Source organism: Blautia sp. SC05B48, from assembly GCF_005848555.1.
Classification (GTDB): Bacteria; Bacillota; Clostridia; order Lachnospirales; family Lachnospiraceae; genus Blautia_A.
The window spans coordinates 2,294,029-2,316,144 of sequence record NZ_CP040518.1 but is presented as its reverse complement, the minus strand read 5'-3'; the positions used below and the strand labels follow the sequence as shown (position 1 = coordinate 2,316,144).

At 45.5% G+C, this 22,116-nt stretch carries 30 protein-coding genes; 6 read left to right on the top strand and 24 right to left on the bottom strand.

The window, feature by feature from the left end; genetic code table 11:
- Nucleotides 1–9: 9 nt before the first annotated feature.
- From rplE to EYS05_RS10540, 20 genes are all read right to left on the bottom strand, one after another.
- Nucleotides 10–549, bottom strand: coding sequence for a 50S ribosomal protein L5 (gene rplE, locus EYS05_RS10635; RefSeq protein ID WP_021650765.1), 540 nt, complete (start codon nt 547–549; stop codon nt 10–12).
- A 22-nt stretch (nt 550–571) separates the two neighbouring features.
- Nucleotides 572–883 (bottom strand): 50S ribosomal protein L24, encoded by a 312-nt coding sequence (gene rplX, locus EYS05_RS10630; protein ID WP_021650764.1) that lies wholly within the window; start codon nt 881–883, stop codon nt 572–574.
- Between the two features lie 11 nt (nt 884–894).
- Nucleotides 895–1,263, bottom strand: coding sequence for a 50S ribosomal protein L14 (gene rplN / locus EYS05_RS10625; protein WP_118513008.1), 369 nt, complete (start codon nt 1,261–1,263; stop codon nt 895–897).
- Between the two features lie 13 nt (nt 1,264–1,276).
- The gene (gene rpsQ, locus EYS05_RS10620; RefSeq protein WP_118513007.1) at nt 1,277–1,531 is read right to left on the bottom strand and encodes a 30S ribosomal protein S17; all 255 of its coding nucleotides are present in this window, start codon (nt 1,529–1,531) and stop codon (nt 1,277–1,279) included.
- A gap of 17 nt (nt 1,532–1,548) precedes the next feature.
- On the bottom strand, nt 1,549–1,758 hold the full coding sequence (gene rpmC, locus EYS05_RS10615) for a 50S ribosomal protein L29 (RefSeq protein ID WP_021650762.1): 210 nt from the start codon (nt 1,756–1,758) through the stop codon (nt 1,549–1,551).
- Nucleotides 1,748–2,185 (bottom strand): 50S ribosomal protein L16, encoded by a 438-nt coding sequence (rplP, locus tag EYS05_RS10610; protein WP_015526924.1) that lies wholly within the window; start codon nt 2,183–2,185, stop codon nt 1,748–1,750. The genes rpmC and rplP overlap by 11 nt, the downstream gene beginning before the upstream one ends.
- Nucleotides 2,185–2,841, bottom strand: a complete 657-nt coding sequence (gene rpsC / locus EYS05_RS10605) for a 30S ribosomal protein S3 (RefSeq protein ID WP_015526923.1) — start codon at nt 2,839–2,841, stop codon at nt 2,185–2,187. The genes rplP and rpsC overlap by 1 nt, the downstream gene beginning before the upstream one ends.
- Nucleotides 2,842–2,852: 11 nt before the next feature.
- Nucleotides 2,853–3,242, bottom strand: coding sequence for a 50S ribosomal protein L22 (gene rplV, locus EYS05_RS10600; protein WP_015526922.1), 390 nt, complete (start codon nt 3,240–3,242; stop codon nt 2,853–2,855).
- A gap of 86 nt (nt 3,243–3,328) precedes the next feature.
- The gene (gene rpsS, locus EYS05_RS10595) at nt 3,329–3,610 is read right to left on the bottom strand and encodes a 30S ribosomal protein S19 (RefSeq protein ID WP_015526921.1); all 282 of its coding nucleotides are present in this window, start codon (nt 3,608–3,610) and stop codon (nt 3,329–3,331) included.
- A gap of 15 nt (nt 3,611–3,625) precedes the next feature.
- Nucleotides 3,626–4,471, bottom strand: coding sequence for a 50S ribosomal protein L2 (gene rplB / locus EYS05_RS10590; protein ID WP_015526920.1), 846 nt, complete (start codon nt 4,469–4,471; stop codon nt 3,626–3,628).
- Nucleotides 4,472–4,573: 102 nt separating this feature from the next.
- Nucleotides 4,574–4,873, bottom strand: coding sequence for a 50S ribosomal protein L23 (rplW, locus tag EYS05_RS10585; protein ID WP_015526919.1), 300 nt, complete (start codon nt 4,871–4,873; stop codon nt 4,574–4,576).
- Nucleotides 4,873–5,493: a 50S ribosomal protein L4 gene (gene rplD, locus EYS05_RS10580; protein ID WP_015526918.1), complete on the bottom strand. Its 621-nt coding sequence runs from the start codon at nt 5,491–5,493 to the stop codon at nt 4,873–4,875. The genes rplW and rplD overlap by 1 nt, the downstream gene beginning before the upstream one ends.
- A 21-nt stretch (nt 5,494–5,514) precedes the next feature.
- Nucleotides 5,515–6,147 carry a 50S ribosomal protein L3 gene (rplC, locus tag EYS05_RS10575; RefSeq protein WP_015526917.1) on the bottom strand — a complete coding sequence of 211 codons (633 nt, stop codon included), beginning with the start codon at nt 6,145–6,147 and terminating at the stop codon, nt 5,515–5,517.
- Nucleotides 6,148–6,212: 65 nt separating this feature from the next.
- On the bottom strand, nt 6,213–6,530 hold the full coding sequence (gene rpsJ, locus EYS05_RS10570; RefSeq protein WP_015526916.1) for a 30S ribosomal protein S10: 318 nt from the start codon (nt 6,528–6,530) through the stop codon (nt 6,213–6,215).
- A 348-nt stretch (nt 6,531–6,878) separates the two neighbouring features.
- Nucleotides 6,879–7,958, bottom strand: a complete 1,080-nt coding sequence (locus tag EYS05_RS10565; RefSeq protein WP_138277140.1) for a hypothetical protein — start codon at nt 7,956–7,958, stop codon at nt 6,879–6,881.
- Between the two features lie 144 nt (nt 7,959–8,102).
- Nucleotides 8,103–8,357: an HPr family phosphocarrier protein gene (locus EYS05_RS10560; protein ID WP_015526913.1), complete on the bottom strand. Its 255-nt coding sequence runs from the start codon at nt 8,355–8,357 to the stop codon at nt 8,103–8,105.
- Complete coding sequence (whiA, locus tag EYS05_RS10555; RefSeq protein ID WP_138277139.1) at nt 8,354–9,310, bottom strand: DNA-binding protein WhiA; 957 nt, start codon at nt 9,308–9,310, stop codon at nt 8,354–8,356. Before whiA ends, EYS05_RS10560 begins: the two co-directional genes overlap by 4 nt.
- Before the next feature lie 48 nt (nt 9,311–9,358).
- Nucleotides 9,359–10,237, bottom strand: coding sequence for an RNase adapter RapZ (rapZ, locus tag EYS05_RS10550; RefSeq protein ID WP_118513004.1), 879 nt, complete (start codon nt 10,235–10,237; stop codon nt 9,359–9,361).
- Nucleotides 10,238–10,385: 148 nt separating this feature from the next.
- Complete coding sequence (gene murB / locus EYS05_RS10545) at nt 10,386–11,303, bottom strand: UDP-N-acetylmuramate dehydrogenase (protein ID WP_118624193.1); 918 nt, start codon at nt 11,301–11,303, stop codon at nt 10,386–10,388.
- Between the two features lie 117 nt (nt 11,304–11,420).
- The gene (locus EYS05_RS10540; protein WP_138277138.1) at nt 11,421–12,152 is read right to left on the bottom strand and encodes a tRNA threonylcarbamoyladenosine dehydratase; all 732 of its coding nucleotides are present in this window, start codon (nt 12,150–12,152) and stop codon (nt 11,421–11,423) included.
- A 191-nt stretch (nt 12,153–12,343) separates the two neighbouring features.
- Between EYS05_RS10540 and EYS05_RS10535 the strand changes: the two genes are divergently transcribed.
- The 5 genes from EYS05_RS10535 to EYS05_RS10515 are packed head-to-tail and all read left to right on the top strand — an operon-like array spanning nt 12,344 to nt 15,310.
- Nucleotides 12,344–12,760, top strand: coding sequence for a stage V sporulation protein AB (locus EYS05_RS10535; protein ID WP_118513001.1), 417 nt, complete (start codon nt 12,344–12,346; stop codon nt 12,758–12,760).
- A 41-nt stretch (nt 12,761–12,801) separates the two neighbouring features.
- Nucleotides 12,802–13,260, top strand: a complete 459-nt coding sequence (locus EYS05_RS10530; RefSeq protein ID WP_158293328.1) for a SpoVA/SpoVAEb family sporulation membrane protein — start codon at nt 12,802–12,804, stop codon at nt 13,258–13,260.
- Nucleotides 13,257–14,312, top strand: coding sequence for a stage V sporulation protein AD (locus EYS05_RS10525; RefSeq protein WP_138277137.1), 1,056 nt, complete (start codon nt 13,257–13,259; stop codon nt 14,310–14,312). Before EYS05_RS10530 ends, EYS05_RS10525 begins: the two co-directional genes overlap by 4 nt.
- A gap of 2 nt (nt 14,313–14,314) precedes the next feature.
- Complete coding sequence (locus tag EYS05_RS10520) at nt 14,315–14,671, top strand: SpoVA/SpoVAEb family sporulation membrane protein (protein WP_138277136.1); 357 nt, start codon at nt 14,315–14,317, stop codon at nt 14,669–14,671.
- 24 nt (nt 14,672–14,695) lie between these two features.
- A complete protein-coding gene (locus tag EYS05_RS10515; RefSeq protein ID WP_138277135.1) occupies nt 14,696–15,310 on the top strand; it encodes a stage V sporulation protein AA in 615 nt (204 codons plus the stop codon).
- Nucleotides 15,311–15,442: 132 nt separating this feature from the next.
- On the opposite strand, the gene EYS05_RS10510 is transcribed toward EYS05_RS10515, so the two are convergent.
- Together EYS05_RS10510 and EYS05_RS10505 are read right to left on the bottom strand one after the other, a co-directional pair.
- Complete coding sequence (locus EYS05_RS10510; RefSeq protein ID WP_044961021.1) at nt 15,443–17,425, bottom strand: sodium-translocating pyrophosphatase; 1,983 nt, start codon at nt 17,423–17,425, stop codon at nt 15,443–15,445.
- 196 nt (nt 17,426–17,621) lie between these two features.
- Nucleotides 17,622–18,545 (bottom strand): 4Fe-4S binding protein, encoded by a 924-nt coding sequence (locus EYS05_RS10505; RefSeq protein ID WP_138277134.1) that lies wholly within the window; start codon nt 18,543–18,545, stop codon nt 17,622–17,624.
- Between the two features lie 227 nt (nt 18,546–18,772).
- On the opposite strand from EYS05_RS10505, the gene EYS05_RS10500 reads away from it, so the two are divergent.
- On the top strand, nt 18,773–19,690 hold the full coding sequence (locus tag EYS05_RS10500) for a LysR family transcriptional regulator (RefSeq protein ID WP_118512997.1): 918 nt from the start codon (nt 18,773–18,775) through the stop codon (nt 19,688–19,690).
- A gap of 120 nt (nt 19,691–19,810) precedes the next feature.
- Here the strand turns inward: EYS05_RS10500 and EYS05_RS10495 are convergent, their stop codons facing one another.
- Nucleotides 19,811–21,109 (bottom strand): dicarboxylate/amino acid:cation symporter, encoded by a 1,299-nt coding sequence (locus EYS05_RS10495; RefSeq protein ID WP_118512996.1) that lies wholly within the window; start codon nt 21,107–21,109, stop codon nt 19,811–19,813.
- Between the two features lies 1 nt (nt 21,110).
- On the bottom strand, nt 21,111–21,962 hold the full coding sequence (gene rfbD, locus EYS05_RS10490; protein WP_118071093.1) for a dTDP-4-dehydrorhamnose reductase: 852 nt from the start codon (nt 21,960–21,962) through the stop codon (nt 21,111–21,113).
- Between the last annotated feature and the right edge of the window lie 154 nt (nt 21,963–22,116).

Here is a 22,116-nt window from a genome sequence, read left to right as displayed (position 1 = left end):
CTTTTCCTCCTATTTAGCAAATGGCATGTTGAATAATGTCAGTAATTCGCGTGCCTCTTCATCTGTTTTAGCAGTTGTAACGAAGATAACGTCCATTCCTCTTACTTTATCAACCTTATCGTACTCAACCTCTGGGAAGATCAGCTGCTCTTTGATACCAAGAGCATAGTTTCCTCTGCCGTCGAATGCGTTCGGGTTAACACCACGGAAGTCACGTACACGTGGAAGAGCAAGGTTGATAAGACGATCAGCGAACTCATACATCTTCTCGCCTCTCAGAGTAACTTTACATCCGATCGGCATACCCTCTCTGATTTTGAAGTTAGCAACAGATTTTTTAGCTTTTGTAGCGATTGCTTTCTGTCCTGTAACAAGTTCCATATCTGCGATTGCAGCGTCAAGAAGTTTAGCGTTCTCTTTTGCCTCGCCAACACCCATGTTAACAACGATTTTCTCGAGTTTTGGCACTTCCATTACGTTTTTGTATCCGAATTTCTTGGTCATGGCATCCATGATCTCGTTCTTGTAAAGATCTTTTAATCTACTCACCTTTATATGCCTCCTCTCTTAATTAATCGATTGTCTTTCCTGTTGCTTTGGCAACACGAACTTTTTTGTCTCCGTCCATCTTGAATCCAACTCTTGTAGCTTTTCCGTCTACAACGAGCATTACGTTGGAAATATGAAGCGGAGCTTCTTTTGTCACGATTCCACCGTTCTGATTAGCTGCGGACGGTTTAGCGTGCTTTGTAACCATGTTTACGTTCTCAACAACTACTGTGTTGTCTTTTACGTTAACTGCAAGAACCTTTCCGTCCTTACCTTTATCTTTTCCAGCGATTACCTTTACAGTATCACCTTTTTTAATTTTCATAGCTGACATTCGGCACCCTCCTATAATACTTCCGGAGCTAAGGAAACGATCTTCATGAATTTCTTCTCACGAAGCTCTCTGGCAACTGGTCCAAAGATACGTGTTCCTCTCGGAGTTAAGTCATCCTTGATAATTACGGCAGCATTTTCATCGAAACGGATGTAAGATCCGTCTTTACGACGAGCGCCTTTTTTAGTTCTAACAACTACAGCTTTAACAACGTCACCTTTTTTAACAACGCCGCCTGGTGTTGCATCTTTAACCGTAGCAACGATTGTGTCACCGATGTTTGCATATCTTCTTGTAGAGCCGCCCATAACACGAATACAAAGGATTTCTTTTGCACCAGTGTTGTCGGCAACTTTCAGTCTACTTTCCTGCTGAATCATACTGGTTTCCTCCTTATTTAGCTTTCTCTACGATCTCAACCAGTCTCCATCTCTTGTCCTTGGACAGCGGTCTGGTCTCCATTACCTTAACGGTATCTCCGATGTTGCACTCATTGTTCTCATCATGAGCTTTTAATTTATATGTTCTCTTCACGATTTTTTTGTAAAGAGGATGTTTTACATGGTCTTCAATTGCAACTACGATGGTCTTATCCATTTTGTCGCTGACAACCTTACCCACGCGGGTTTTTCTCAGATTTCTTTCCACGATTATGTCCTCCTGTCCTATTTGGAAGCGTTTGCCTGCTCAGTGATTACTGTCTGGATTCTGGCAATATTTTTACGAACCTCTTTGATTCGTCCTGTATTGTCTAACTGGTTTGTTGCATTCTGAAATCTCAGATTGAAAAGCTCTTTTTTAGCAGCTACTAATTCTTCATTCAGTTCTGCAACTGACTTTGCTTTTAAATCTTCCACGAACTTATTAATTTTCACTGTTATCACCGCCTTCTAAGTCTGCACGAGAAACGATTTTACATTTACATGGTAACTTGTGCATTGCAAGACGTAATGCTTCACGGGCAACCTCTTCGGACACGCCTGCAATCTCAAACATAACACGACCTGGTTTTACTACTGCTACCCAGTACTCCAGAGCGCCTTTTCCGGAACCCATTCGAGTCTCAGCTGGTTTAGCTGTTACCGGTTTATCCGGGAAAATCTTAATCCAAACTTTACCGCCACGTTTGATGTAACGGGTCATAGCAACACGGGCTGCCTCGATCTGATTAGATCTGATCCAGCATGGCTCAGTAGCAACAAGACCGAAATCACCATAGTTGATAACATTACCTCTAAGGGCTTTTCCTCTCATGGAGCCACGGAATTGTTTACGACGTTTTACTCTTTTTGGCATTAACATTATTTATCGCTCCCTTCCTTAGTTCCTTTTGTCGGAAGAATCTCACCATTGTAGATCCATGCCTTAACACCAACTTTACCGTATGTGGTGTCTGCTTCCGCAAAGCCATAATCGATATCTGCACGAAGTGTCTGAAGCGGGATTGTTCCCTCGCTGTAGAACTCTGTACGAGCCATATCAGCTCCGCCGAGACGTCCAGATACGGAAGTCTTGATTCCCTTAGCGCCAGCCTTCATTGTTCTCTGCATTGTGGACTTCATAGCACGTCTGAAAGAAATACGGTTCTCAAGCTGAAGAGCAATGTTCTCAGCAACCAGCTGTGCATCTTTGTCCGGTCTCTTAACTTCTTTGATGTCAACGATAAGCTTCTTGTCTGTGTATTTCTGAAGCTCAGCTTTAACTTTCTCGATCTCTGCGCCGCCCTTACCGATTACGATACCAGGTTTTGCTGTGTAGATGATGATCTTAACTCTGTCAGATGCTCTCTCGATCTCGATCTTGGAAACACCTGCGCTGTATAATTTCTTTTTAAGGAATGTTCTGATGTTGTAGTCTTCTACCAGGTAGTCAGCAAACTTGTCTTCTGCATACCATCTGGAATCCCAATCCTTGATAACTCCGACTCTAAGGCCATGCGGATTAACTTTCTGTCCCATGCTTTTCCTCCTTACCTTTCATCAAGCACAACTGTGATATGGCTAGTTCTCTTCTCGATTCTGTAAGCTCTACCCTGTGCTCTCGGCTGAATTCTCTTCATTGTAGGTCCCTTATCTGCATAGCATGCTGCAACATAAAGGTTGTCTGCGTTCATTCCGTTGTTGTTCTCAGCGTTTGCTACTGCTGACTCAAGCAGTTTTTTGATCACGCTGGAAGCGTATCTCGGATTGTATGTCAGGATACCAAGTGCTGTCTGTACATCTTTGCCACGGATCGCATCTAATACGTAGCAGGCTTTCTGAACAGAAATTCTTGCATAAGATAACTTTGCAGACGGCCTTGTCTCTCTATTATTCTCATTTCTGGCTCTCTTTATCTGGCTTCTATGTCCTTTTGCCATCTTAAAGTGCCTCCTTTCTTAAATTCGATATCTAAGTTATCTGCCAGCTGTCTTAAATTGACAGCGGGCAGTTATAAATCTGATGACTAGCGTACTCCGGACTTCTTCTCGTCTTTTCCGTGTCCTCTGTAAGTTCTTGTTGCAACGAACTCACCAAGTTTGTGTCCTACCATATCCTCTGTGATATATACCGGCACATGTTTTCTTCCGTCATGAACAGCGATTGTGTGTCCTACGAAAGACGGGAAGATTGTGGAACGGCGAGACCAAGTTTTGATTACGGATTTATCATTTGCAGCATTAAGAGCGTCTACTTTTTTAAGTAAGCTCTGGTCTGCAAAAGGTCCTTTTTTCAGTGAACGAGACATGCTTTCTCCTCCTTATTATTTCGATAATGCTTTTCCATCGCGTCTTCTTACGATGTACTTGTTGGACTGTTTGTTTTTCTTTCTGGTCTTCAGGCCGAGAGCAGGTTTGCCCCACGGTGTACAAGGACCTGGGCGTCCGATACCGGTCTTACCTTCACCACCACCATGTGGATGGTCATTCGGGTTCATTACGGAACCACGAACTGTAGGTCTGATACCCATGTTACGTTTACGTCCGGCTTTACCGATGTTAATAAGGTTGTGATCTCCGTTTCCGATTACACCAACAGTTGCGCGGCATACGATCGGAACCATTCTCATCTCACCGGAAGGAAGACGAAGTGTTGCGTACTTTCCTTCTTTAGCCATGAGCTGTGCGCCGTTTCCTGCAGAACGAACCATCTGTCCGCCTTTTCCAGGATGAAGCTCAATGTTGTGAACCATAGTACCAACCGGGATAAGTTCCAGTGGGAGGCAGTTTCCAACACGAACCTCAGCTTCCGGACCATTGTAAACCTTCTGGCCTACTTTAAGTCCCTCTGGAGCGAGGATGTAAGCTTTCTCGCCATCTGCGTAGCAGATCAGAGCGATGTTAGCTGTTCTGTTCGGATCGTACTCGATTGTTTTAACTGTTGCAGGGATTCCATCTTTTCTTCTCTTGAAGTCGATGATTCTGTATTTTCTTCTGCTTCCGCCACCCTGATGTCTTACAGTGATCTTACCCTGATTGTTACGTCCAGCGTTCTTCTTAAGGGAAGTAACGAGGGATTTCTCTGGTTTTGCAGCTGTAATCTCAGAGAAGTCGGAACCAGTCATATGTCTTCTTGACGGTGTATATGGGTTATAGCTTTTGATTCCCATGATGTTTCTCCTTTCGAATTTGTTCTCGTGCTTTCGTGCACATATTCGCGATAATCAGAGTGACACTGTGTCACTCATACCGCTCTTGGCTTGATCTTCTAATTAAAGTCCTTCGAAGATCTCGATATCTTTGCTCTCTTCTGTAAGAGCTACGATAGCTTTTTTAGTCTTAGCAGTTTTTCCAACTACCATTCCACGGCGTTTTTTCTTCCCATCACTGTTGATGGTGTTTACGCTCTTAACTTTTGTTCCCTCGAACATCTTCTCAACAGCCTCTTTGATCTGAGTCTTGTTAGCTTCCGGATGTACAAGGAATGTATATTTCTTCTCACCCATGTCTGCCATGGATTTCTCTGTGATAACCGGACGGATGATTACGTCATAGTACTGAATACTTGCCATTATGCGTATACCTCCTCGATAGATGCAACGGCATCCTTTGTAACAACTACGGTGTTGTGTTTCATAACATCGTATGTGTTGATTGTAGCCGGTGTTGCAGTTTCCACGTCAGCGATGTTTCTTGCAGAAAGAACTACGTTCTGATCGTTGTCAGCTGTGATTACAAGAGCTTTCTCTGCTTTCAGGTTTGTAAGAACCTTCTGCATCTCTTTTGTCTTAACCTCAGCAAGTGCAAGGCTGTCAACAACAACAAGTTTATTATCCTGAACCTTGGATGTCAGAGCGGATTTAAGAGCTGCTCTTCTTTCCTTTTTGTTCATTTTTACTTCATAATCTCTCGGAACCGGAGCGAATACAACACCGCCGCCTGTCCACTGTGGTGCACGGATGGAACCCTGTCTTGCATGACCTGTTCCTTTCTGTCTCCACGGTTTTCTTCCGCCGCCTCTTACCTCAGAACGAGTTTTCGCTTTCTGAGTTCCCTGACGGTTATTTGCAAGCTGACGAACAACTGCAAGATGAACGAGATGCTCGTTGATCTCAACGCCGAATACTGCGTCATTCAGCTCCATTGTGCCAACTTCATTGCCTTCCATATTATAAACAGTTACATTAGCCATTCTGATGCTCCTCCTTTCCTATTATAAGGACTTTACTGTCTCTTTGATTGTAACCAAAGATTTCTTAGGTCCTGGAACAGCACCCTTAACTAACAGTAAGTTATTTTCTGTATCTACACGTACGATCTCAAGATTCTGAACAGTTACCTGAACATGTCCCATGTGACCTGGCATATGTTTTCCTTTGAAAACCTTGCTCGGATCGGAGCAAGCGCCGTTTGAACCTGCATGACGATGATATTTAGAACCGTGAGCCATAGGTCCTCTGGACTGGCCATGTCTCTTGATAGCGCCCTGGAAGCCTTTACCTTTGGAAACTGCAGTAGCATCGATATGATCTCCTGCTGCAAAGATATCAGCCTTGATCTCCTGTCCAACCTCATACTCGCCGGCATTGTCAAATCTGAACTCTTTTACAAATCTCTTTACAGCTACACCAGCTTTGTCAAAGTGGCCTTTCTCCGGTTTGTTGACCAGTTTCTCTCTGATCTCGCCGAAACCAACCTGAACTGATGTGTATCCATCGTTCTCCTCAGTCTTAACCTGAGTTACAACGCAAGGACCTGCCTGTAAAACAGTTACCGGAATTAACATTCCATCTTCATTGAAGATCTGAGTCATTCCGACTTTAGTAGCTAAAATAGCTTTCTTCATTTCTTTCTTCCTCCTTATAGCGGATTACCATTCGGTAATCATATAGTTAATGTCAAATGACATTATTAGCGGTTTTTCATCTTGATATCGATGTGAACACCAGCCGGCATTTCCAGTCTGGAAAGTGCATCTACTGTTTTCTGAGTTGGTGTCAGGATATCGATAAGTCTCTTATGTGTTCTCTGCTCAAACTGCTCTCTGGAATCTTTGTATTTGTGAACAGCTCTTAAGATTGTAACAACCTCTTTCTTAGTAGGAAGCGGAACCGGTCCACTTACCATTGCTCCGTTCTTCTTTACTGTCTCGATGATCTTTGCTGCAGATGCATCAACGAGCTGATGATCATATGCCTTTAATGTGATTCTCATTACCTGATTTGCCATAAAAAAAGTCTCCTCCTATTCGTACTTATATAGCAGTACGACAAGCGGCGACTGTACACATCTCCGTGTGTGTCATGGTATATTTACACACACGCCCATCCCAAGATGGTTATTGAACTTTGTACAGTGACTTGTCGTCAGTTTCCTAACTTGACATTCGCTCCACGGAAAACCTGCCAGTGTGGCAGCAACCTCGCGCTTCATAGCTATCAATGTCACAGCAAGGATTAGTATATACGATGATTCTTCAGAATGCAAGCCTTTTTTTTAATTTTTTTGATTTTTTTTAAAAAAGAAGAAAATGGCTCATTTCTGAACCATTTTCTTCTTATATAATAGGTACTTATTTTATTCTTCCATATCGTCCACATCGCCACTGATGATATCCGAGTAATCAAACAATGTAACCTTCGTAATGTCATCCTTAACGATATCCGGTGCATCACCGGCCTTCTTTACACGGCTTGCAAGCTGCGCTGCGGAATAAGACGGCATCGCAAGGCTTCCAATGGTAACCGGTTCTTCTTCCTCTTCCGGAACCTCTTCAACCTTTCCGGCCGGGTGCGGCTTTCTGTTTTCTTCAACCGTACGTTCTGCCATTTCCAGTCTGGAAAGCATATCTGCTTCTTCCGAAGTGGCTGCTGCAATCTCTTTCTTAAGTTCCGCATGAGCTTCGCTTGCGGCAGTCTGTGCAGTCTGCTGTATAGCAGCCTTCTTTCCATTCTCCGAATAGTCTGTAACATCCTCTTCATCGATCTCATCTACGAAACCGCCTGTGCGAACCTTACGCTTATCTGCTTTTTTATTTTTGTGTTTTCGTGCCTTTTCTTCCTGAATGATCTCTTTTTCTTCTTCCTTCATTCTTCTGGCACGTGCTTTTTCTTCCTGCTTCAGTTCTTTCCTGGACTTCACATAACCCGGTTCCGGATCATTCACATCTTCCTCAATATCATCCGGCTCTTTCTTCCAGAGCTCTGCGATCACGTACAGGATGATCAGGAACAATACGATCAGACCAAGAATGATCAGACCTTCAATACTTTCTGTAGCCACCATAAGATATCCCACATAGCCAATGGTAACTACAACTTTCGGAACATAATCTCCAACCTTAATGGTAAAAGTCTTTCCTCCGGAAACGGACTGATCTGTTACTGTTCCGGTTCCCTTGGAAGCATCGAGATTGGTGATCGTATATTTATATGTCTCGGAATCTTTCTGTACAAGTATCGGAGTACCTGCGCTGATCGCAGAACTCTTCTCCGGAATCGCATATGTAACAGATCCGACCGGGAGGTTCGTTGCCTTATCGGATTTATCCACGATCACTGTTCTCACCCCGAAGAACGGCGGAAGAACAAGTCCCAGTACACAGATCAGTGTGCATATCACAACAAAATGTACGATAAATTTCAATACTTTTGACATAGGTAATCTTCCTCTTTCATATTTGTAGGTGCTTTGAAGCGGAAAGGGATACAGCGGGAATCGGTCTTCCTTTCCTTCTGTATCCCTTTATATTCCACATCCGCAGAACTCTACCTTTTCTGCGGACTGCTCTGTCCCAACTGATTACTGGTTGCTTAAATACTGTTCAATGCTCTCCATCGCTGCATTCTCATCATCACCATTGGCAGACAGTGTAATCTCTTCTCCAGCGTCAAGTCCCAGGGTCATCATTCCCATAATACTCTTTGCATTGACTCTTTTTTTGCCAATCTCAACATAAATTTCACTGTTAAACTGGCTTGCCACCTGAACAAGCTGTGCTACAGGTCTTGCCTCCAGTCCAGTGGATAAGTTGATAGTGATTGGTTTTTTAATCATAATAGCTCCTCCTTGTTCTCCCGCAGCTCATCTGCGATCTCACTCAGCTTGCGAAGCCGGTGATTCACACCTGATTTGCCCACCTGCGGATTCAACATCATACCTAATTCTTTCAGTGTAGCATCCGGATACTGCAGTCTCAGCCTGGCTATCTGTGCCAGTCCATCGCTCAAGCTCTCAAAGCCAATAGTTCTGCTGATCAGCTGTATATCTTCCACCTGTCTCACTGCCGCATTTACCGTTTTATTGATATTCGCAGCCTCACAGTTCACCTTACGGTTTACCGTGTTACGCATTTCCTTAAGTATCCGGATGTTCTCCAGATCCATCAGTGCTACATTCGCCTCCATGACTGCCAGCATGTCAACGATCTGTGCGCCCTCCTTCACATAGACCACATATGATTTCTTGCGCACCACAATTTTAGCTTCTACGTGAAAGCTGCGGATAATCCCCTGTAATTGTTCTGCTTTCCTGCTGTCCGGACACACGATCTCAAAATGATATCCTTTCTCTGGATCACTGATCGAACCGGACGACAAAAAAGTGCCGCGAATAAATGCCCGCTTGCAACAGTTCATCTGAACCACAAGCGAATTATCCATTTCAAGTAAACCGGTTTCGTTATCCACAGAAAGCTTCGTCCCCTGCAGTACTTCCTCTGTTCTGACAGGATCAGCAACCTCAACAAGATATACCTTACCCCGTTTGAGATGAGACCCTTCCCGGATAACAATCGCTGTCTCTATATTAAAGGTTTTTCGCAATAATGTAAAGCTTTTTCTTGCAACTGCTTCATTTTCTGTCTGGATCCACAGTTTCCTGTTTCCATCCGACATTTTTTCCACACGGCCACAGCCACAGAGCAGTGCCGCCAGTTCTGCCACCTGACAGTGCCTTGCCAGACTAAGCTGTCCTGCAAGTTCCTCTTTGACTTTTCCTGAAAATGACATCCCGAACCCTCTTTTACTGTTTCCCTGCCATACTTTTCATCACGGCAGTTATTTTTTCAGAAGTCTGTCCTTCTCCGCATCCCTGTGCTCCAGGCGGATACCATATTCATCCGATTTGGCAAGCCTGGAAAAAAGTTCTCTGGCAATAGTAACGGAGCGATGTTTTCCCCCTGTACATCCGATACCGATCACAAGGCTTGTTTTCCCTTCTTTAATGTAGTTAGGGATCAGAAAGCGGATCATATCCTCCAGTTTGTCCGCGAAGGCTTTCGCCGTATCACTGGCCATCACATAATTGAACACTTCATCGTCAAGGCCTGTCAGAGGACGCAACTCATCCACATAATAGGGATTGGGAAGAAATCGGACATCAAACACAAGATCTGCATCTGCCGGGATTCCATACTTAAAGCCGAAGGAAAGCACAGAGATCATGATATTGCTGAACTCTCTGTCATCAACAAAGATCTTTTCGATTTCCTGACGAAGCTCCCTGGTAAGCAGATGGCTGGTATCAATGATATAATCCGCACGTTTCCGGAGAAATTTTGTTTTCTCACGTTCCAGGCGGATTCCCTCATCCACTCTCCCTGTTCTTGCCAGCGGGTGGCTTCTTCTGGATTCTTTATAGCGTTTTACAAGGACAGAATCCTCAGCATCCATAAACAGGATCTCGTAGTCATACCCTGTCTGCTTCATACGGTCCAGAACTACTTCCAGTTCATCAAGGGCACTTCCGCTTCTGGCATCGATCCCCAGAGCCACATTTCTGACATTTTCACTCTGCATCTCAGGAAGAAGAGAAGCAAATTTTTCCAGAAGCTGAATTGGAAGATTATCCACGCAGAAATATCCCATATCCTCCAACATTTTAAGTGCAGCTGTTTTTCCTGCTCCTGACACTCCTGTAACGATTACAAAACGCATAGTCTCTCTTCCTTTCCATTTCTTCTTCCGTTATCTGTAAAGCGTATATACGCATTCCTGTTCCCTCTGTTTCGTATCCTACAGCAATCGGATTCACAGACAAGTACGTGGTATAATTATTTTGAAAACGATGTACCAGAAATGGTAATCAGGCTTCAAAATCACCCAGGAACTTCACCTCCGGTTCCAGCGTAACTCCATATTTCTTATAAACGATATCCCTGACATTATCCATCAGCGTGCGGACATCCCTTGCAGTTGCACCGCCTGCATTGATCACAAAGCCACAGTGTTTCTCAGAAACCTGTGCACCGCCTACCTGATATCCAGCAAGACCGCTGTCCATGATCAGCTTACCTGCAAAATATCCTTCCGGTCTCTTAAAGGTACTTCCAGCACTGGGATACTCCAACGGCTGTTTGGTGGTACGACGGATCGTCAGATCTTTCATGGTCTCACGGATCACTTCCGGATTTCCCTTCTTCAGCTGCAGCTTTGCTTCCAGCACGATATAACCTGCGGTTTTAATGATGCTGGTACGATATCCCAGTTCCAGTTTATCTGCCGGAAGGGTAATGATCTCTCCCTCCTCATCCATCACAGTTACCTCTGTGAGAACATCCTTCATCTCGCCGCCATAGGCACCTGCATTCATCACGACCGCACCGCCCATAGTTCCCGGGATCCCGCCTGCAAACTCAAAGCCTGTAAGAGCTGCATTTTTTGCTGCTGCTGCCACCGATGAAAGCAGCGCACCTGCCTGTACGGTGATCTCTGTTCCTTCTACGGTAACGGCAGACATATTTTTGTAGATCTGGATAACCGCGCCACGGTAACCGCCGTCTCCTACCAGAAGATTACTTCCGTTTCCGAGGATAAAATAAGGGATTGCACTTTCTTTACAGATTTTTACGATACGTCCCACATCTGTGCCTTTATCCGGCATCAGAAAATAATCCGCCGGACCTCCGATCTTAAAAGTTGTATGACGGCTCATTGCTTCGCCTGTAAAAACGCGTTCTTCTCCAAGAAGATCGCAGAACTTTTTTATGATTTCTGAATTCACTTTTTGTTTCCTCAGTCTTTCTGTTTTATTTCTGTAAAGCAGACATTACTGTTCCGCCTTGACTCATGCTCATGAACTGGATCTGTCCGTGATCTGCGCTCAATTTCTCATTTGCTGTCAGCTGTGTGAAATGTTTCCGGCTGACAGTATATCCCGCACAACTTCTCCCGCCAGCAGATATCCCGCAGTCCCTGTCACAAAGGAAATATTTCCTTTGGCAGGCTTCTTCACCATAGTTCTGCTCCGTCTGAAAAGCTTTTCTTTTGCCGGTTGTTCTCTGGAATACAGTACTTTGAGTTTACGTATTCCCTGTTTACGCAGTTCTTTTTTTATGATCCTGGCTGCCGGACATGCCGTGGTTCTGCTGATATCCGCAATCTCAAGTCTGGACGGGTCTATCTTATCCCCGATGTCCAGGCAGGAGATCACAGGCACACGTCCTTCCCTTGCTCTGCTGATCAGAAGCAGTTTTGACGACAGTGTTCCCATTGTATCCACAATATAATCAAAGGAACGCAGCTCAAACATTCCCGCAGTCTCCTCATTATAAAAGGTTTCGTAGGTATGCACCAAAATATTCTCATCAATATCCCGGATTCTCTTCTTGGCCGCCTCTACCTTGCTCATCCCCAGAGTAGAATGAAGTGCCAGCACCTGGCTTCCGATATTCGTCAATGTGATCTTTTCATGATCGATCAGTGTCAGACTCCCCACACCACAGCGCGCAAGTGACTCTGCCACCTGTGATCCAGCTCCGCCAAGACCGAATACTGCAATTTTCGCCCTGCTGAGTTTTTTTACACCTGTATTTCCAACGAGCAATTCCATACGTGAAAAAGCATCCTGCATATCCGTCCTCCTGACACTGTTTTTTCTTTTGATTGAGAAAGACAGCGCCTGTCCGCCGCTGTCCATATTCCTTTTTATTATACTATCTCTGTCCGTAAATGTACAGATATTCTTGTTTTTTAAGATTTTCGCATAAAAAATTTATATTTTCTCATACTATTCCCATACAATCCTACAAGGAGGTTCTATCCATGCTTCAACAGCTGATTCTGTGCTTTATCGGTTTCTGTGCCGGGATCATCGTTGCAGGAGGTGTCTCCGGACTGCTGATCGGCCTTTCCATTGTTCCCCGCTATGCAGGTATCACGCATACAGCTGACCAGATTTTTCTTTATGAAGATCTGACACTTCTGGGAACAGTTGCCGGAACCGTCGTCACCCTGTTTCCGATCAGAATTCCGCTGGGACCTTTTTTCCTGGCTGTCTGCGGAGTATTTTTCGGAATTTTCCTGGGCGGCTGGATCCTTGCACTGGCAGAGATCGCAAAAGTCTTTCCCGTCTTTGCCAGACGGCTGAAGCTCTCTCAGGGGCTTTCTCCGGTAATAATTTCCATTGCTGCCGGAAAAATCCTGGGTTCCCTGTTTTATTATGCCATGGGTTGGATGTAATTCTTACTGTCACTCTACCATCTCACGAAAGGATTTTCCATATGCAAAATATCAACGAAAAAAAATATGAACAATATGTCAAGCAGCTTACTCCCACCCACAGTCTGCCGCTGAATATGGCAAAAGCTTTTCTCACAGGCGGACTGATCTGTCTTCTCGGACAGGTTATCGTCAACACAGCGCAGGCTCTCGGTGCAGATGCTTCTGATTCCAGAACCTGGTGTTCTGTCCTTCTCATTCTCTTAAGCGTCATTCTCACAGGCTTTGGTATTTATCCCAGGATCGGCAAATTCGGCGGTGCAGGAAGTCTTGTTCCCATTACCGGGTTTGCCAACTCAGTGGCCGCATCCGCCATTGAGTTTCGGGCAGAAGGACAGGTTTTCGGCATAGGGTGCAAGATCTTTACTATTGCAGGTCCTGTGATCCTCTACGGCATCTTAAGCGCCTGGGGACTGGGTGTGATCTATTATATCCTGAAGATCCTGGAGGTGATATCATGAGCAAAAATCTCAGACTTGGCGCAGCCAGCATTGCCTTTTCACAGCCTCTGTATATCGAAAGCGCCGCATCCATCGTCAGTCAGAAAGAGGCGGACGGTCCTCTTGGAGATCTTTTTGACCTGGTCTGTGAAGATCCCATGTTTGGCTGTGACACCTGGGAATCTGCGGAAAGCACGCTGCAGAAAGAAACTGCCACTCATGCCATAAGCAAAGCCAAACTGAGCTCCGAAGATATCCATCTGATGTTCGCCGGAGATCTTCTCGCTCAGACAGCAGCCACCTGTTTCGGCTCCGCCGGACTTGGAATTCCCTTTTACGGACTTTACGGCGCCTGCTCTACCATAGGGGAAGCGCTGTCTCTCGGCTCCCTTGCTCTGACCGCCGGATTCGGCACACGGGTCTTATGTGCCACCTCCAGCCATTTCGCAAGTGCGGAAAAAGAATTTCGTTTTCCTCTGGGATACGGGAACCAGCGGCCGTTTTCTGCCACCTGGACAGTAACCGGAAGCGGAGCCTGTATCCTAAGTACATCTCCTCCCGGAGAAAAAGCACCTCTGCGCTCCTGCAAAGGCTGTGCTGCTATCACCGGCCTTACTGCCGGCCGTGTGATGGATTACGGTCTCAGAGATTCCATGAACATGGGAGGCTGTATGGCTCCTGCAGCCTGTGATACCATTGCACGGAGCTTTTCGGATTTCGGTCGGACGCCTTCGGATTATGATGCCGTCTTTACTGGTGATCTGGGAATCATCGGGCAGAAAATTCTCCTGGATCTTCTGGAGGAACAAAATATCCGGCTTTCTCCCATTCATAAAGACTGCGGTATCCTGATCTATGACGATCCTTCTCAGGACACTCACGCAGGAGGAAGCGGCTGCGGCTGTTCTGCTGTAGTCCTTGCCTCCTATATCCTTCCGAAGATTGTATCCGGAGAATGGAAGCGGATCCTTTTTGTACCAACAGGAGCGCTTCTTTCCAAAGTAAGCTTTAACGAAGGTGACAGTATTCCGGGTATTGCCCACGGAGTTGTCATCGAGCATATGGAGGTATGAGCATGGACTACTTTAACGCATTCTGGTTCGGCGGCCTTATCTGTGCCCTGATTCAGATCCTTCTGGACAAGACAAAGCTGATGCCTGGCCGTGTGATGGTACTTCTGGTATGCAGCGGCGCCCTGTTAAGTGCCGTTGGCATCTACCGGCCGCTGGTGGATTTTGCAGGTGCCGGGGCCTCCGTCCCGCTGATCGGTTTCGGCCATGTATTATGGGAGGGTATGAAAAAAGCCATTGAAGAAGACGGCATTCTTGGGCTTTTTACAGGAGGCTTCACTGCCTGTGCTGCCGGAGTTTCCTCCGCCCTGATCTTCTCTTATCTGGCCAGTCTCTTCTTCCGTCCAAAAATGAAGAAATAATATTTCGGGAAAGGAGTTTTTCTCATGAATGATACTCTTTATCTGCAGCTGGATCAGAACATTGAAGTCACCACCCCACATGTATATCTTCAGGATATTGCTGCACTTTCCATGAGTGATCCCAAAATCCTCAATCGCCTGCGGGTCATGCCTGTAATTGTTCTGGATGCGGAAAAGCCCGGACGCTATGTGATGTCTGTATCAGATCTTCTGAAAAAGATCCGGAAGCTGGAACCCTCCATTGATATTTCTCCCATCGGTGAAACGGATTTTATCATCACCTACCGCATCAGCACCGCTAAGGGGAAGCTTTTCCGGTATATAAAAATCCTTTTTGTATGCCTGGTTTCCTTTTTCGGTGCCGCTTTTTCCATTATGACCTTTAATAATGACGTAGATATGGGCAGCCTTTTTAACCAGTTTTACACTCTTGTCACGGGAAAAAGCTCCTCCGGCTTTACCATTCTGGAGATTTCCTACTCCATCGGGATCGGCCTTGGCGTACTGATCTTCTTTAATCATTTCGGACAGCTGCGGCTAAGCGACGATCCCACGCCTATGCAGGTGCAGATGCGGACCTACGAGGATGAAGTAAATCAGACACTGATCGAACAGGCTGCACGGACAAAAAATCCGTAAACCGTATCATAAGTATGGCACAATACCATATCCGTACAGATCCACCGTCTGTCGCATCAAAAAAGCTCCCTGCAGATTTCTGCAAAGAGCTTTTTTATATAATATGGGTTTACTGTTTTTCTGAAATGATGTTTACAGAAGTCCTCCGATGGATAAGAACAGAGGAGCAAATACCAGGGATACAATAGTCATGAGCTTGATCAGGATGTTAATGGAAGGTCCTGATGTATCTTTGAACGGATCGCCGACTGTATCGCCGACAACGGCTGCTTTGTGCGCCTCGCTGCCTTTTCCGCCGTGATGACCTGTCTCAATATATTTCTTTGCATTATCCCATGCACCACCTGCGTTGGACATGAAGATTGCCATCAGTACACCTGTTACAAGAGCACCGGAAAGAAGTCCGCCAAGAGCCTCAACGCCAAGAACAACACCTACGATAACCGGAACAACGACCGCCATGATTCCAGGAAGCATCATCTCGTGAAGAGCTGCTGTTGTGGAGATCGCAACGCATGATTTGTAATCCGGTTTCTCAGTACCCTTCATGATACCCGGTTTCTCACGGAACTGGCGTCTTACTTCCTCGATCATCTTATAAGCAGCCTTGGAAACGGATTCCATTGTGAATGCTGAGAAGAGGAATGTAAGCATACCACCGATAAAGATACCGATCGTAACACGAGGAGCAAGGATATTGATCGCATCCAGATTTACTGCATTCGCATAAGATACAAACAATGCAAGTGCTGTAAGGGCTGCGGAACCGATCGCGAAACCTTTACCCATAGCTGCTGTTGTGTTACCTACAGAGTCAAGCTTATCTGTGATCTCACGAACTGACTCATCCAGACCTGACATCTCTGCAATACCACCGGCATTGTCAGCGATAGGTCCATATGCGTCAACGGCAACTGTGATTCCTGTTGTGGAAAGCATACCAACCGCTGCAAGAGCGATTCCGTATAATCCATCCACACCGTATGCTACAAAAATGCCAACACAGATCAGCAGGATCGGGAATGCTGTAGATTTCATACCTACTGCGATACCACTGATGATAGTTGTAGCTGCACCTGTCTCAGACTGCTCGCCGATTCCCTGAACCGGTTTGTAATCTGCAGATGTGTAATACTCCGTAATGTTTCCGATGATGACACCGACAACAAGACCTGCGATCACAGCAATGGCTGCTTTCATGTCTCCGAAGAGAGTCTTGCTGAGGATCAGGGACACGATGATAACAAGTGCTGCAGATACATAGCTTCCTCTTGTGAGGGCTTTCTGCGGATTGGAATTATCATCACCTTTTACAAAGAATGTTGCAATGATGGATGCGATCAGTCCACAGCCTGCAATAGCCAGCGGATAGAGAACACCGGAAACTGCTCCGGCTACCGCACCAAGTGTAAGGGCAGATACCAGAGATCCTACATAGGACTCAAAAAGGTCTGCACCCATACCGGCAACATCACCTACGTTATCACCTACGTTATCCGCGATAACAGCCGGGTTACGAGGGTCATCCTCCGGGATTCCTGCCTCAACCTTACCTACAAGGTCAGCTCCTACGTCAGCTGCCTTTGTATAGATTCCACCGCCAACACGTGCAAACAGTGCGATGGAAGAAGCACCAAGGCTGAATCCGGAAAGTACGTCAACGTTCTTTGTGATGATATACACAACGCTGACACCCAGTGCGCCAAGACCTGCAACACACATACCCATAACAGCACCGCCGGAGAATGCAATGGAAAGAGCCTTGTTCATTCCTCCCTCTTTTGCTGCATTTGCTGTTCTTACATTAGCCTTTGTTGCAACAGTCATACCGCAGTATCCTGCGATTGTTGAAAACAGAGCACCTACTACGAAGCAGATTGCTGTTACCCAGCTTCCAACTCCGATTCCGATCAGTACAAAAAGTACGGCTACAAAAATAACCAGGATCTTGTACTCTGCTGTTAAGAAGGCGCGGGCACCTTCTGCGATCGCGCCTGCGATCTCCTTCATTCTGTCTGTTCCTGCATCCTGTTTGCTGACCTTTGCTGCAAGGTATGCTGCGAACAGAAGTGCCAGTACTGCTGCCACCGGCACCAAATACATGTAATTTTCCACTCTTTTTACCTCCGTTCATGTATTGTTAATACTTTATCACATTATTTTGCATATTTCAAATAGAATTTTCACTTAGTTTTTTGTAAGTATTATGATATAATAAAAATTTATATAAATGAGATAAAAAAATTTTATATTATTACTTGTATTTTTTCAGTTTCAGACAGCTTATATAATAGGTAGTTTTTTTATATCTCTATTTGGACAAAATTTCCATTTTTCTTTCCAGAAGATTTTTTTCCAATAATTGTTTTTCTGCATTTTCAAATCCAATTCGTTCTATAGTCTCAGCAAAACGTTCTCCCTTTAATCCCTGGTCCTTAAAAAGCAGGATTGCCTTCTCAATAACATCCAGTGCCTCTTCCTCTGATGTAAAAATCTTACTCAGGGCTTTTCCATGAGAAATTTTCTTTCCCCAGCGTCCGCCGATATAGATCTTGAATCCGTAGGTACCATCCTCTATGGAATGAAACGGACATTTTCCCACACATCTTCCGCAGTGTCTGCAAAGCTCCTCATCAATGTGGAGTTTCCCGTCAACGACCTTTGCAACTTTATTCGGACATGCTGCTTCAATAGCACATTTCTTACATCCTTTGCAGGCTTCAATATCAAAATGTGGGATCCTCTGTCCGATGATTCCCACATCATTCAGATTTGGTTTCACACAGTTATTCGGGCATCCGCCTACTGCGATCTTAAATTTATGCGGCAGCGCAACCTGACGGTAGCCTTTATAGAATCTTCGGAAAATTTCTTCTGAAATTGCATAGGAATCCAGAAGTCCATACTGGCAGGTGGTTCCCTTGCAGGATACTACAGGCCGGACCTTTGCTCCTGTTCCTCCTGTCTCCAGATCTTCCTTCGCAATAAATTCCTGAAACTCTTCGATCTTTTCATATGGGATTCCCTGGATCTCCACGGAGAGTCTGGTCGTGTAGGTAAGATTTCCGTTGCCGAATTTCTCCGCTGCTTCCGCCATACATCTGTGCTGTGCCGCTGTCACCTTTCCGTTTACGGTGATCACCCGTGCGGAAAATTCATCGGTTCCCCGGTTATTTAAAAATCCCTGACCCTTCAGTCTTTTTTCTTCATCTTTGCTTACAGTTAATGCTGACATATTTCCTCCTCCTGGTCTCACTGGCATTCCGATACTTTCCCACGGTATCTTTGCCCTGTATTTTGCAATGTTGAAGTTACTGTTTACTCCTGAACAGTAACACCTGTTGAAATCGTTTTCACGTACCTCCTACTATACCACTTGAAGATGTATTTGAAAAATGATATTATTTTATAAAAATGATAGTTTTTACCTATATATCAATTTATAATAAAAGGAGATTCCACATGACCATCCGTCATCTCACTGTTTTTGTTGCCGTTGCGGAACAGGGCTCCATGAGTGCTGCTGCCAAACATCTTTATCTTTCCCAGCCAACAGTCAGTCAGGCCATCCGGGAGCTGGAAGCTCATTATAACGGCCTTCTCTTTGAACGTCTTGGAAAAAAGCTTTATCTCACAGAACGGGGAAAGCTTCTTCTTCCCCATGCCCGTGAAATGATCCGCCAGTTTCAGCAGCTGGAAGAGCTGATGCAGAACCAGGGACAGTCTTCCACTCTGAAGCTGGGCTCCACCCTCACTGTGGGAACGTGCCTGACCCCATCCATTATCCTGGATCTGCAGAAAAAAATACCGGACCTTGACGTTTACTCCTTTGTCACCAACACGCAAAATATCGAGCAGAAGCTTCTGCGTTCTGAGCTGGACGCTGCCGTGGTAGAAGGTGAGATCCATTCTCCGGATCTTGTCGTTCTTCCCATCATCGACGACTGTCTGGTTCTTGCCGCCGGAAAAAAGCACCCGTTTTACCGCAGAGGACGCATCCATGTCCAGGAGCTGAACAACCAGAAATTTGCAGTCCGGGAATATGGAAGCGGTACCAGACAGCTTTTTGAGGATTACACCCTTCGCCATGACCTGAAGATCCGAACTGCCTGGGAAGCCAACAGTCCGCAGGCACTGCTGAACGCAGTGCTGTATAACCAGATGCTATCTGTTATGTCCATCCGTCTTATGCCTCATGAGATCCGTCACCGTTCAGTCCGGGTCTTCTGCAACGAAGCAGGGGAATGGAACCGGAAATTCAAGCTGGTCTATCACAAGAATAAGTTTCTTACCCCTGCCATCTTTGAGCTGGAAAAGATCCTTCACACCTATCAGCAGCTGGAACTGCCCTCTGTCATGGGGGTTCTGGAACAGGAATAGGCAGGGGACTTACCTGATTCAGTTAAAAAACGGCCGTACATATCGTTCTTACGATATGTACGGCCGTTTTTCGTTTTTTTTCTCACCCGACAGGGTCGGATCTTTTTCTGAACCGGATATTTAGTTTGATTCGTTGAACACTTTTTTATCCAGCGCACCGTTCTGGTGTGCAACGATGGTTGTGCAGACTGCATCACCGGTAATGTTAACCGCTGTTCTGGTCATATCCAGGATACGGTCAATACCCATGATCAGACCAATTGCCTCAACCGGAAGTCCTACAGAGTTAAATACCATGGTCAGGGTAACAAGACCAACACTTGGTACACCGGCAGTTCCTACGGAAGCAAGGGTTGCAGTTCCGATAACTGTCACATAATCCATCGGACTTAAGTGGATACCGAAGGCCTGTGCCGCAAATACTACGGCAACACCCTGCATGATAGAGGTACCGTCCATATTGATGGTAGCTCCAAGAGGAATGGTAAATGAAGAAATCTTCTTGGAAACACCCACTTTCTTGGACAGAGTATCAATGGACATCGGGATTGTGGCATTGGATGTAGCTGTTGAGAATGCAAATGCCATAACCGGGAAAAATTTCTTGATGAATTTTATTGGATTCAGTCCTGTGAATATCTTCAGCAGAATCTGGTATACGCCGAAGCACTGGATCGCCAGTGCAAGGAGAACACCGATCATATATTTTGCCAGCGGGATAAACGCGCTGAAACCGATGTTTGCAAAGGTTCTGCTGATGAGACAGAATACACCGATCGGTGCAAGTGCCATGATCATCATGGTCATCTCCATCATGATGTCATTGAACTGGCTGAAAAAGTTTGCCACTGTCTCTGCACGCTCTCCCATTTTCGCAAGGATCACACCCACGATCAGGGCAAATACGATAACCTGAAGCATGGTTCCGCTTGCCAGGGAATTGATCGGATTGTCCGGGATGATATTCAGGATAGTATCTGTAAGAGAGGTAGCCTCCATAGTCTCCACCGAGGAAGCGGAGGACTGAATAGAGCTCATATCGAGTCCCACACCCGGATTGATCAGATTACCCACAGTCAGAGCAACAGAAACAGCCAGAGCTGTAGTCGCCAGATAAAATACCAGTGTTCTCACACCTACGGTTCCAAGCTTCTTGGTATCACCGATGGACATACTTCCGCAGACAAGGGAACAGAATACCAGCGGTACAACCAGCATTTTCATCAGACGGATAAATCCCTGTCCGATCACATAAAGGATTCCCTCCACGATCACATCTTTCTTGAAGCTGCTGTCAGGAACCAGGTAACAGAGAATGATTCCCAGTATCGCACCTGCGATCAGCGCCACAAAGATCTTCGTGGTAAGACCCATTTTCTTTTTCTGCTGTGTTTTCTCTTTTATATTTTTTTCTTTCATCCTAGTCCTCCGTTCTTTCATCCATATATTCTTTCAATGATGCTTTCCAGTCCGGCATGTCGTACACTTCAATAATACGGAGGATAAAATTATCAAGGACGGCATAAGGCGGTCTGACAGAAGAAAGATCTGACTGCTCTGTCGGCACGGATCTCAGTTCGATCTCCTTTCCTGCAAGGCGAAGGATCTCTGTTGCAAACTCATAGCGGTTGCATACACCGCTGCAGGTTACGTGATAAGTTCCATATTCGTTGGTATCGATAAGATACAGGATCATTCTTGCCAGATCCTTGGCACTGGTCGGTGATCCGAACTGATCAGAAGCAACGGAAAGTGCCTGGCCTTTTTCTGCTGTCTCCAGCACACGGTTTACAAAATTGTTTCCGCCTTTTCCGTATACCCAGTTGCTTCGGATAATGAAATGTTTGTGTGTAAACTCTTTTACATAGTTCTCTCCGGCTCTCTTGGAACGGCCGTAAACAGTCAGCGGATTGGTATCGTCAAACTCTGTATACGGTTTTTTGCTCTTTCCGTCGAAAACATCATCTGTGGAAAGCTGGACGATCTTTGCCCCGCATTTTCTTGCCACGATGCTTAAGTTTCTTGCTCCCAGTGCGTTGACACGATATGCATGTTCCGGATTCTTCTCACATTCATCGGTATCTGTGATACCGGTGCAGTTGATGATCACATCCGGACGGTTAATGGAACCGAAGTTGATCACTTCATCTGTGTCTGTGATATCCAGCTCATCAAGGTCTGTGTTCAGAGTCTCGATCTGCATTGGATCCAGAACATCATTCAGTGCCCGTCCGATCTGTCCGTTGGCACCTGCGATCCATACTTTTAACATCTTTCTACCTCCCTGGTATAATGTGTGTGATACATAAATAAAGAGACATCGATTTAGATCAAAACCAACGCCCCTTTAACCTATATACTGAAATATATTTTATCAATATCACAAAAAGCTGTCAAGAAAAAAGCCCCTGTTGCCATAAGGTTCC

Bases quoted from the DNA above. Each gene is read 5' to 3' on its own strand.
- rplX (WP_021650764.1), bottom strand. From the start codon at position 883: ATGTCAGCTATGAAAATTAAAAAAGGTGATACTGTAAAGGTAATCGCT.
- rplN (WP_118513008.1), bottom strand. From the start codon at position 1,263: ATGATTCAGCAGGAAAGTAGACTGAAAGTTGCCGACAACACTGGTGCA.
- rplP (WP_015526924.1), bottom strand. From the start codon at position 2,185: ATGTTAATGCCAAAAAGAGTAAAACGTCGTAAACAATTCCGTGGCTCC.
- rpsC (WP_015526923.1), bottom strand. From the start codon at position 2,841: ATGGGACAGAAAGTTAATCCGCATGGCCTTAGAGTCGGAGTTATCAAG.
- rplV (WP_015526922.1), bottom strand. From the start codon at position 3,242: ATGGCAAAAGGACATAGAAGCCAGATAAAGAGAGCCAGAAATGAGAAT.
- rpsS (WP_015526921.1), bottom strand. From the start codon at position 3,610: ATGTCTCGTTCACTGAAAAAAGGACCTTTTGCAGACCAGAGCTTACTT.
- rplB (WP_015526920.1), bottom strand. From the start codon at position 4,471: ATGGGAATCAAAAGCTATAACCCATATACACCGTCAAGAAGACATATG.
- rplW (WP_015526919.1), bottom strand. From the start codon at position 4,873: ATGGCAAGTATTCAGTACTATGACGTAATCATCCGTCCGGTTATCACA.
- rplD (WP_015526918.1), bottom strand. From the start codon at position 5,493: ATGGCTAATGTAACTGTTTATAATATGGAAGGCAATGAAGTTGGCACA.
- rplC (WP_015526917.1), bottom strand. From the start codon at position 6,147: ATGAAGAAAGCTATTTTAGCTACTAAAGTCGGAATGACTCAGATCTTC.
- rpsJ (WP_015526916.1), bottom strand. From the start codon at position 6,530: ATGGCAAATCAGGTAATGAGAATCACATTAAAGGCATATGATCATCAG.
- EYS05_RS10565 (WP_138277140.1), bottom strand. From the start codon at position 7,958: ATGTCAAAAGTATTGAAATTTATCGTACATTTTGTTGTGATATGCACA.
- EYS05_RS10560 (WP_015526913.1), bottom strand. From the start codon at position 8,357: ATGATTAAAAAACCAATCACTATCAACTTATCCACTGGACTGGAGGCA.
- whiA (WP_138277139.1), bottom strand. From the start codon at position 9,310: ATGTCATTTTCAGGAAAAGTCAAAGAGGAACTTGCAGGACAGCTTAGT.
- rapZ (WP_118513004.1), bottom strand. From the start codon at position 10,237: ATGCGTTTTGTAATCGTTACAGGAGTGTCAGGAGCAGGAAAAACAGCT.
- EYS05_RS10540 (WP_138277138.1), bottom strand. From the start codon at position 12,152: ATGCAGGATGCTTTTTCACGTATGGAATTGCTCGTTGGAAATACAGGT.
- EYS05_RS10535 (WP_118513001.1), top strand. From the start codon at position 12,344: ATGCTTCAACAGCTGATTCTGTGCTTTATCGGTTTCTGTGCCGGGATC.
- EYS05_RS10530 (WP_158293328.1), top strand. From the start codon at position 12,802: ATGCAAAATATCAACGAAAAAAAATATGAACAATATGTCAAGCAGCTT.
- EYS05_RS10525 (WP_138277137.1), top strand. From the start codon at position 13,257: ATGAGCAAAAATCTCAGACTTGGCGCAGCCAGCATTGCCTTTTCACAG.
- EYS05_RS10520 (WP_138277136.1), top strand. From the start codon at position 14,315: ATGGACTACTTTAACGCATTCTGGTTCGGCGGCCTTATCTGTGCCCTG.
- EYS05_RS10515 (WP_138277135.1), top strand. From the start codon at position 14,696: ATGAATGATACTCTTTATCTGCAGCTGGATCAGAACATTGAAGTCACC.
- EYS05_RS10505 (WP_138277134.1), bottom strand. From the start codon at position 18,545: ATGTCAGCATTAACTGTAAGCAAAGATGAAGAAAAAAGACTGAAGGGT.
- EYS05_RS10500 (WP_118512997.1), top strand. From the start codon at position 18,773: ATGACCATCCGTCATCTCACTGTTTTTGTTGCCGTTGCGGAACAGGGC.
- EYS05_RS10495 (WP_118512996.1), bottom strand. From the start codon at position 21,109: ATGAAAGAAAAAAATATAAAAGAGAAAACACAGCAGAAAAAGAAAATG.
- rfbD (WP_118071093.1), bottom strand. From the start codon at position 21,962: ATGTTAAAAGTATGGATCGCAGGTGCCAACGGACAGATCGGACGGGCA.